Here is a 9421-nt window from a genome sequence, read left to right as displayed (position 1 = left end):
TTTTCTTGGATCTGTTGATCAGCTTCTCTTTTTCCTTTAAAGCCTTCTTCAATTGCTTCTCGTTCTTTTTGATTTTCTTGTCTATCTTTTTAAGACGAGTCTTGATCATATCTTGATTTTCTTTTTCCAGACATTTTAAACTTTTCACCAAGGCCTTGGCCTCATATATGGCAGACAAAGGAAAATAATCACTTGTACCATAGAAGGACTTGATCATTCTTTGATCTGTTTCTGAATAGGTAACATCTTTGTAAGCACGATCAAAACAGATTTTGAATGCCTTATGAAGCATGCAGTTATACAGTTCAAGATCCTTTTTAATGATGGATTCTGCTTCTGATTCAAGATCTTTATAATAGATTCTTTGCGACATTGAAAACACCTTCATAAGACAAGTCCTCCTGTTCTATCCGACTCTATTATACTATATTCAAAACAGGTTTACAGATAGATTTGAGACTTTCTAATTTATTTTATTTGTATCATTATATCATCAATATGTATATGTGATATATTGCTGTATTCTCACATGTTCACATTAAATTCACATATAATTAATATATGGACACAACTTATCATTCAAACATTCCAGTTGAAACTGATTCGCCTTATTCAAGAAGCTGGTGGATTAAAGAAGCCTGAAGAAAGAACAGACTCTATAAAGATCACCCTAAAGGATTCTATGTCTATGCCAAGTTCAAATCCAATGACAATGATTCCAAAAATAGTAAAGATATTCAAGGCTGGGTAAACTACTTCATTCGCTATGCCGGAAGGCCTGCAATGGCTGAAAATAGAATCACAGAATACAATAAAGAATCAAAGACTGTCAGCTGGTTCTACAATGATCATAAGGATGAAAAACGTCATGATGTCACAGATAATGTGATTGATTTTATAAACCGCCTTATTATACATATACCGGACTATCATTTCTTAATTATTCGATGCCAATGCTTCTAAGAAAACCATAGATAAAGTACATGCACTTCTTGGAATCAAAAAGAACAAGGATAATTCTCGTAAACCTAAAACTAAAGTCCTTAAAAACAAACTCAATAAATTGAAGTACCGCACTCATTTGATTGATTCTTTTAACCTAAGATCCAATTCAATGTAAATGTAAAGCTACAATACAGTATACTTATACATATAATCCATTCAAGGGCAAGAGGAATGACAGAACATACAGAAAAAGATGTATTGATGAAATGCACAAAATGCGGTTACGAAGAAGAAGCACCTAGATAGTTGATCGATGAATTATTTCCAAATGAACCTGAAGAAAACTATATGATGCACTGCCCTGAATGCAATCATAAAATGATTGTAAAAAAATAATTCAACAACTAAAGACAAATACAAAATGTTGGCTATTACGATAGTCGTTTTTGTCATTCCTGATAATTCATATCTTGTGATATTTTAGTGATATTTCACATATCATATTTCTCTGTTCCGAAGTCAAAATCTTAATATAAAAAAAAACTGCATATGCAGTTTATATTTTACAAATGGTGGAGCGTATCGGGATCGAACCGATGACCCCCTGCGTGCAAGGCAGGTGCTCTCCCAGCTGAGCTAACACCCCATTATGGTAAGCGTCTAAAGAAATCATGGTGGGCCTGAATGGACTTGAACCAACGACCTCACCCTTATCAGGGGTGCGCTCTAACCACCTGAGCTACAGGCCCATATCCCCAAGACGCTTATATATAATACCATAAATATATATCTTTGCAAGTACTTTTTTACTTTTTTTCTAAAAATTTTCTCTTTTCCTGATAATACACACGCATAATTGTGGAAACCAATAGGATTCCTAAAGCCAAAACACCCGCAATACTCAATGTTTGAAGCCCCACATTTAGTGTATTCTGAGCATCTCCACGAATGGCCGCAAGCATCGTACGATACATACCGCCTCCAGGAACCAATGGAATCAATGCACAAACTAAAAATGTTGTGACTGGCGTCTTACATTGTCGCGCTAATATTTCTGATGCTAAGGCTAAACCTAAAGCCCCATAAAAATTGGATAATATTTCAGAACAATCTAAATACAGTCCCACCTTGTAGCAGACACCTCCAATGGCACCTACAACTCCGGCAAGCCATAAATTTCTTCCTTTAATATTAAATAGGAAACCAAACCCTAAACTAGCAAGGAATGAAGAGATTCCTGCTTTTAAAATCACATATATCATAATTCATTCCCCTATATCCAAAAATACATCACAAAACCAGCTCCTACCGCAATGGCAATAGCACACAAAAAAGCATCTACCGCTCTTGCGACGCCAGAAACATAATCTCCTGCAATCGTATCACGAATCGCATTGGTAATCGCAAGCCCAGGCACTAGAAGCATAAAGCTAGAAATAACCATAATATCCACATTCGTCTGCGGTAACACTTTATGGATCAATTGTACACTCAGTGCTGCTAATCCTGCCGATATCGCATTATTCAAGAAAGAATTTAGTTTGTGTTTTGACAAGAAACAGCTGATACAACGAATCAAAATTCCAATAAAAAAGGACATCACAATTTCTAATAAAGTCCCATTAAAGAACATTCCAAATCCAGCAGCGCCAACCGCACCAAAAAGCATTGTCTCTTTAAATGTATAGCGAGACATCTCCTTAATTCGATCCAATTCATTAGCTAACTCATCCACTGATATTGGATTTGAACAAATTCTTCTAGAAAGCGTATTAATTTGATCAATACGATTCAAATCTACCTCTCCCGTGTGTACCCTGCAAATACGCGTCATCGTCTGATTGTCATACGTCAAAGAAAACATGATACCCGTTAAAGTCACATAGCTATCCGCATATTCAATGCCTTCAAAACAACGACACATTCTGACCATTGTTTCTTCGACACGATTGACTTCCGCACCACTCTCCACTAACATCTTTCCGGCTTCAATAATTGTATTTAATAACTTCTCAATATTCATAATCAAATTATAACAAAAAATAAGCAGAAAAACTGCTTATTAATCAGGAATCTCCACTGTAATTTTGTCAAGTTCTTGAGACACATTTAAAGCGTGGTCATTAATACGCTCAAAATCTGTAAAAATACGTGACAACATCATGCTGACTTCACTTGAACATTTCTTTTGTTTTAAAGCTTGAATCTGCGCCTCACGCCAACTTGACACAAGTGAATCGATCACATCATCTTTACGTTCTGCCTCTTCTACATCATCCAAATCATTCTTCATATCCACACATAACTTCTTCATGTGCTCTACAATTTCAATTTCCGAAATTGTCATATCTCCTTGAAGACGTTTTGTCGCCTGATGATTCATATTTACGGCATAGTCACTAATACGCTCAATATCCACTAACATCAAATAGTAGCTAGACAATGCTTGAGAAATATTCACATTCAAGTTTGGCGTAGCCAAAGCCGTACTAATATATTCACTAATGACTTTATCCAAGTAATTGACTGTATCCTCTCTTTTGTAGATCTGTTCATCTGTCTTATCACTAAACTGCAACAATTGATCAAAAGCCTGATTTACATTCTCATACGCAAGACTCAACATGTGCATTGTTTCATCATTAATTTGTTTAACCGAAATAGCTGCACCACCAATCATCTTCTTAGACTTAGGTAGAGGCTGCAAATACAATAAACGCTCATCTTCAATCTCTTTATTTTCAATCGGTAAGATGTGTTGTGCAAACTCAGCCAAATACTTTCCAAATGGAAGCAACAAGATTGTTGTACAAACATTAAATATAGTATGCATATTCGCAATCTGTGCAGTCGCATTGTATGGCGTTAAATGAATAACCCAAGACACCAATGGCGTAAACATACATACAATTGTAAAGATCGTTGTACCAATGATATTAAAGCTCAAGTGAATGGCGGTGGCCTGCTTAGCCTCACGACTTGTTCCAATTGAGGCAAGAACAGCCGTAATACAAGTACCAATATTTTGACCAAACAATACATATACAGCTCCATCCAAGCCAATAACACCACTGGCTGCCAATGCCTGTAAAATACCTACGGAAGCTGAACTCGATTGAATCAAAGCCGTAAATCCTGCACCCACCAAAATACCTACTAATGGATTTGAGAAATGTGTTACTAATTCAACAAATTCTTTTGATTCTCTTAATGGCATCATAGCTGTACTCATCATATTCATACCAATAAAAAGAATACCCAAACCTGCAATGATCTGTCCAATATCGGTTGCCTTGGCACTCTTGGTGAACATTATCAATGCCACACCCATAAAGGCAACTAATGGAGCAATGGCACTTACATCCAACGCAATCAATTGACCTGTAATCGTTGTACCAACGTTAGCACCCATAATAATCCATACAGCTTGTTGTAAAGTCATCATCTGTGCGTTGACAAATCCAACAACCATAACTGTTGTTGCACTCGAACTTTGAATAACCGCCGTAACAAGCGCACCTACAATGACGCCTAAAAATCGATTTGAAGTTAATTTCTCTAAAATTTGTTTTAAACGATCTCCAGCCGCAGCTTCAAGACCATTTCCCATCATCTGCATTCCATATAGAAATAAAGCTAATCCACCCAATAAAGACAATATATTTGTTGTTGTCATATTTTCCACCTTTTCATATTTTCGTACTTAATATAAATTTAAACGCAAATTCATACTATCTTTACAATGTTAAATCTATGTTAAATTTATTTAACATTTCAAAATAGGTAGTATAATATACCCAAAAAAGGAGATTTTTTATGCCAACAATCATTGAAAACAGAAGAAATTTACACCAAATTCCAGAAATTGAACTTACCACACAAAAGACAGCAAAATATATTGAAAACGTATTAGACTTATATGACTGCACCATTGATCATCCCATCCAAAATAGTGTAACCGCCTATTTTGATAACCAAAAAGAAAAGACAATCGTATTCCGTTCCGATATGGATGCACTTCCTATGGAAGAAAATACAGGCCTAGAATTCAAAAGCACCAATGGATGTATGCACGCCTGTGGGCACGATGGCCACATGGCTATGGTTCTAGAATTAGCGAAATATGCCAAGGAAAGCGACTATAACGTATTATTGTTATTTCAGCCAGGCGAAGAAAAACCTGGTGGCGCCAAACCTATCATTGAATCTAAATTTTTCGATAAATTTAATATTGCCGCCATCTATGGAACACACATCTATCCAGAACTTGAAAAAGGCAAAGTTTATACACGTCCTAATGAAATGATGGCAGGCGGATGTGAGTTTGAACTTTTAGTAAAAGGAAAGGCGAGTCATGCAGCCCAACCTCAAAATGGAATCAATGCACTAACGGCTTGTGTAGAAATTCTACAAAAGTCTTTAGAACAAGAGGAAAAAGCTTTTGACAACAATACATTCCACCTATTACACTTTGGCACTTTCCATTCTGGCCAAGCCTTCAATATCATTGCCGACCAAGCTCACGTAAGAGGATCCATTCGCTATTATGATCCAAGGGTATTTGACCAAATTGTTGCTATCATTGAACAAAACATGAATAACGCAATAAAAAAATACAAAGTACAAGTTAACTTCAAAGTGAATCACCACTATCCACCTGTATTCAATAACGAAGAATTATTCTATGCACTATACAAAAACAATCTAGTCAACAAACTAGATAGCCCTGTACTTATCAGTGAAGACTTTGGTTACTATAGAAACGTAGCCCCATCTATCTTCTTCTTTTTAGGTACGGGAGACACTATTCCATTACACTCAAATAAGTTCACTTTTGATGAAGACATCCTATACAAAGGTGTAGAACTATACAGGAAACTATTAACGACAAAGATCCCATTCTAGTAAGCACTAGGATGGGTTTTTAGGTATAATGATAACGTGGATGTGTGAAAGGAGGAATACTATGTTGATAAATGAATTAAATAAATATGGTGAAAACAACAATATCGAAGTAAAGAAAGAAGTTCCTGCTGAACATAAGAAATATTTAAAATCTGTCGTAGCTTTCGCGAATGGTTTTGGTGGAAAAATTATTTTTGGCATTGAAGAAAAGCAAGATTCATTTGAAGTGTGTGGACTATCAGGTGATATTTTTAAAATCAAAGATTCCATCACAAATTCAATATTTTCAAGCATTGAGCCACACATTATCCCTAGCATCAATTTAGATACAATCGAAGACAAAACCATTTTAATTGTAAATGTGCCATCTGGATGGGATCGTCCATATTACTTAAAATCTGAAGGTGAATTTGATGGTGTTTATGTACGCGTTAGTAGAACAACCAGAAAAGCCGATCGTAATATGATCAAAGAATTGATGTTTGAAGGTAGCAATCGCTATTTTGATAAGATGATTTGTCCCGAATTAGAAATCAATGAAAACAGTATCCAAAACTTATGTGATACCCTTTATCATAAAGCATTATAAAACTCTAAATCACAATTTGAAAAAGATGCGGTTACACCCATTACGAAACAAGATTTATTGTCGTGAGGAATACTTACACAATCAAACAATCATATTGTACCTACTAATGCCTATGCCTTATTAACAGGACATCCTGCATTGCCAAACCGTATTCAATGTGCTCTTTTTAAAGGAACAGATACAACAGAAGTCATTGATATGAAAGAATACTCAGGACCCATTTATGAACAAATTGACTTTGCGTATAAATTTGTATTACGAAACATACGTTTAAACGCTTCATTTGAATCTCTAGAAAGAAAAGAAACATATGAAATTCCCGTATATGCCATACGAGAACTGATTGTGAATTCCATTGCGCACAGATCCTATATAGATAGAAACAGCATTAAAGTTGCGATATTCGATGACCGTTTAGAAGTAACTTCTCCAGGAAAACTAGTTATGGGACAAACAATCGAGAAAATGAAACAAGGAAATTCAAATATTAGGAATGAAGCAACAGCGTATGCATTGCGCTATCTAAAATACATTGAAAACTGGGGTCGCGGTATTCCTAGAATCATTAAATCAATCGAAGAATCTGGTTTAAAACCTCCTGTATTTATTGGTGGAGAAACCGAATTAAAAGTCATCATATATAGAAACAATGTATTTTATGAACCCAACAAAAAAATCGGGTTCAAAATAAATGAACCCGATATCATACAACTCATTAAAATGAACCCAAAAATCACTCAAATAGAGCTTGCAAATCAATTAAACTTATCACGCTCAACTATTAAGCGCATATTAAATAGGTTGCAGCAACAAGAAATTGTAATTCGTAAAGGCTCGAATCGAAATGGGTATTGGACAGTAAAGGAGTAGCACGAGGCTACTCCTTTTGTGTTATTAACTTTTGTTAAGCTTGTTGTGCTTCTTCGTCTTCATCGTCATTATCAACGTTTTTCCATTTACGTCCTACGAAGAATACTACGATTTGTACTAATCCAATAACAACCATCCAAATTGTCCATTGATCTGTCCAAGTCCAAGGAAGACTTAAGTCTTCAGTTACTAGGAAGAATACAACAGATACGATTGCGATTAGAACAGCAAGTACGCGAGTGAATAATCCACGTTTCTTTTCTTGTTCTTTCTCTTCATCATCATTAGTTGTTTGTTGTTTTGTTTCATCATCTTCTTCGTCATCATCTTCAGATTTATGACGTTTACTAATCAACAATAATAATCCGAATAATACTGTTAAGATTGCACAAATCAAGTTGATTAATGCCCAATAGTACTGAGGTGATGCCTTAGGCGTATACTCTTCTTCAACCTTTTCTTCTTTCTTAGGTTCAGCCTTAGGAGTTGTCTCTTTTTCAACTGTTTCAACAGGAGTCGTTACCTGAGGAGCACTTAGAGTACGAGGAGTTGTACTAGTTGTACTACTTGGTGTACTTGGCGTACTAGGTGTTGCTGGAGTTACAGGAGCCGGAGCCGCTGTAATAGTTAATGTACCAACAACCTTAGTAATGTTATAGTTAGAAGCTAATGTCTTTTCATTCAATTTGTATTCGAATGCGTTAGCACTATTTCCAACCTCTGTTTGAGTTCCAGTTACCTCATAAGAAGCACCTTCACCTTCTACAAATCCATCACCACTGACTGCGATATCTGTATTCGTTAATGCACTACCATCATATACCTTACTTACTGTAGCACTTGTTAATGTTACAGAACGCTTAGTAATCTTATAAGTCTTTTCAAATGATCCAGTATAGTTACCTAAACCAGCAACCTTGATTGTTACTGTACCAGCATTTACTAGATCTGAACTGTAAGTTACTGAGTAATCTGTTCCAGCTACTAATTCTTTACCAGTCTTAGTATCTGTTACTGTTAATACTTCTCTATGTTCCTTACCATCATACTTAGAATCACTTGGTTCACTTACTGTAATACCAGTCTTCTTTTCATCTGGAGTATCTGGTCCATCTGGAACAATTGATTTCTTAGTAACCTTTAATTTACCGATTGAATCCTTGCCATGTTTGTAGTTTGTTTCTACAGCCGTTCCTTCAAACTTCAATTCATAAGTGTTATCAGAAGTACCTTCATTTATTTGACTTCCTGTTGTCTTGAAGCTGACTGTTTCGCCTTCTACCAAACCATTCACATGTCCACCAGCTGTTAATACAGTTCCATCATATGTCTTGTTAGCACTGTCTGTTGTCACTGTATATTCTCTTGGTGTGATCTGATATTTCTTAGTAAATTCACCTGTATAGTTTCCGATACCTTTGACTTCGATCTTCACTGTTCCAACATTGACTACATCACCTACATATGTCAATGTGTAATCTTTGTTTTCTAATAGATCCTTACCTGTCTTTGTATCTCTTACTGTCAATGGATTTACATGTGCTTTTCCATCATAGATTGAATCCGCTGGATCTGTTACTGTAATACCAGTCTTTTCATCTTCTGGAGTATCTGGTCCATCTGGAGTAATTGACTTAGGAGTTACCTTCAACCAACCATCTGTTACTCTAAATGTCACATTTGTAAAGTTAGCACTTGTGTTACTGAATTGAGATACGTTCAATCCCATATAAGAAGTTCCTTCTTCTTTACGAGATGCCATTGCAGCACCTTCAAAATGAATAGCTTCTTCTGGATATAATGCATTCGAAACCTTAGTAACATCATAACCTTTTACTTCATGTGTATTTCCATTATAAGTTTCAATCTTTGTCTTACCTTTGATTTCTACTACAACTTTATCTGTTACAGGAGTAACCTTTAATGTTCCTTCAGCCTTTGTGATTTCATAGTTGTCAGCATTTGTTCCTTCATTCAATGTGTATGTGAATGTATTCTTACTTGAACCTGTCTCTGTTTGAGATCCTGTTACATCATATGTTGCACCTTCATCCTTAACGAATTCATCACCACTTACTGTTACTGTATCATTTGTCAAAGCCTTCTTGTCAT

The 9421-nt window shown here is 35.7% G+C and carries 9 protein-coding genes, 2 tRNA genes and 1 pseudogene; 5 read left to right on the top strand and 7 right to left on the bottom strand.

Going from position 1 to position 9421, the window contains the following annotated elements:
• On the bottom strand, positions 1-388 hold a 388-nt coding region (locus FYJ55_RS09650; RefSeq protein ID WP_154556648.1), incomplete at its 3' end, for a hypothetical protein.
• Between the two features lie 141 nt (positions 389-529).
• On the opposite strand from FYJ55_RS09650, the gene FYJ55_RS09645 reads away from it, so the two are divergent.
• Together FYJ55_RS09645 and FYJ55_RS10865 are read left to right on the top strand one after the other, a co-directional pair.
• On the top strand, positions 530-751 hold the full coding sequence (locus FYJ55_RS09645) for a hypothetical protein (RefSeq protein WP_195836718.1): 222 nt from the start codon (positions 530-532) through the stop codon (positions 749-751).
• A gap of 32 nt (positions 752-783) precedes the next feature.
• Positions 784-963: a transposase gene (locus FYJ55_RS10865; RefSeq protein WP_154556646.1), complete on the top strand. Its 180-nt coding sequence runs from the start codon at positions 784-786 to the stop codon at positions 961-963.
• Positions 964-1515: 552 nt separating this feature from the next.
• Here the strand turns inward: FYJ55_RS10865 and FYJ55_RS09635 are convergent.
• The 5 genes from FYJ55_RS09635 to FYJ55_RS09615 all read right to left on the bottom strand — a co-directional run bounded on the left by FYJ55_RS09635 (position 1516) and on the right by FYJ55_RS09615 (position 4621).
• A tRNA-Ala gene (locus tag FYJ55_RS09635) sits at positions 1516-1591 on the bottom strand.
• Positions 1592-1617: 26 nt separating this feature from the next.
• Positions 1618-1694, bottom strand: a tRNA-Ile gene (locus FYJ55_RS09630).
• A gap of 57 nt (positions 1695-1751) precedes the next feature.
• Positions 1752-2207 carry a threonine/serine exporter family protein gene (locus FYJ55_RS09625; RefSeq protein ID WP_117572506.1) on the bottom strand — a complete coding sequence of 152 codons (456 nt, stop codon included), beginning with the start codon at positions 2205-2207 and terminating at the stop codon, positions 1752-1754.
• Between the two features lie 11 nt (positions 2208-2218).
• Entirely contained in the window at positions 2219-2968 is a 750-nt protein-coding gene (locus tag FYJ55_RS09620) for a threonine/serine exporter family protein (protein ID WP_154556645.1), read from the bottom strand.
• Between the two features lie 39 nt (positions 2969-3007).
• Complete coding sequence (locus FYJ55_RS09615) at positions 3008-4621, bottom strand: Na/Pi cotransporter family protein (protein WP_154556644.1); 1614 nt, start codon at positions 4619-4621, stop codon at positions 3008-3010.
• Positions 4622-4761: 140 nt separating this feature from the next.
• On the opposite strand from FYJ55_RS09615, the gene FYJ55_RS09610 reads away from it, so the two are divergent.
• The 3 genes from FYJ55_RS09610 to FYJ55_RS09600 all read left to right on the top strand — a co-directional run bounded on the left by FYJ55_RS09610 (position 4762) and on the right by FYJ55_RS09600 (position 7309).
• Positions 4762-5850: a M20 metallopeptidase family protein gene (locus tag FYJ55_RS09610; RefSeq protein WP_154556643.1), complete on the top strand. Its 1089-nt coding sequence runs from the start codon at positions 4762-4764 to the stop codon at positions 5848-5850.
• A gap of 61 nt (positions 5851-5911) precedes the next feature.
• Positions 5912-6439, top strand: a complete 528-nt coding sequence (locus tag FYJ55_RS09605) for an AlbA family DNA-binding domain-containing protein (protein ID WP_195836717.1) — start codon at positions 5912-5914, stop codon at positions 6437-6439.
• A gap of 138 nt (positions 6440-6577) precedes the next feature.
• Positions 6578-7309: an ATP-binding protein gene (locus FYJ55_RS09600; RefSeq protein WP_154556641.1), complete on the top strand. Its 732-nt coding sequence runs from the start codon at positions 6578-6580 to the stop codon at positions 7307-7309.
• Between the two features lie 34 nt (positions 7310-7343).
• Here the strand turns inward: FYJ55_RS09600 and FYJ55_RS10860 are convergent.
• Positions 7344-9421, bottom strand: a pseudogene (locus FYJ55_RS10860) (hypothetical protein); the annotation flags it as partial.

Source organism: Holdemanella porci (assembly GCF_009696075.1).
Lineage (GTDB): Bacteria > Bacillota_I > Bacilli_A > Erysipelotrichales > Erysipelotrichaceae > Holdemanella > Holdemanella porci.
This window is presented reverse-complemented; position numbering and strand designations above follow the sequence as displayed.

Bases quoted from the DNA above. Each gene is read 5' to 3' on its own strand.
- FYJ55_RS09645 (WP_195836718.1), top strand. From the start codon at position 530: ATGTTCACATTAAATTCACATATAATTAATATATGGACACAACTTATC.
- FYJ55_RS10865 (WP_154556646.1), top strand. From the start codon at position 784: ATGGCTGAAAATAGAATCACAGAATACAATAAAGAATCAAAGACTGTC.
- FYJ55_RS09625 (WP_117572506.1), bottom strand. From the start codon at position 2,207: ATGATATATGTGATTTTAAAAGCAGGAATCTCTTCATTCCTTGCTAGT.
- FYJ55_RS09620 (WP_154556645.1), bottom strand. From the start codon at position 2,968: ATGAATATTGAGAAGTTATTAAATACAATTATTGAAGCCGGAAAGATG.
- FYJ55_RS09615 (WP_154556644.1), bottom strand. From the start codon at position 4,621: ATGACAACAACAAATATATTGTCTTTATTGGGTGGATTAGCTTTATTT.
- FYJ55_RS09610 (WP_154556643.1), top strand. From the start codon at position 4,762: ATGCCAACAATCATTGAAAACAGAAGAAATTTACACCAAATTCCAGAA.
- FYJ55_RS09605 (WP_195836717.1), top strand. From the start codon at position 5,912: ATGTTGATAAATGAATTAAATAAATATGGTGAAAACAACAATATCGAA.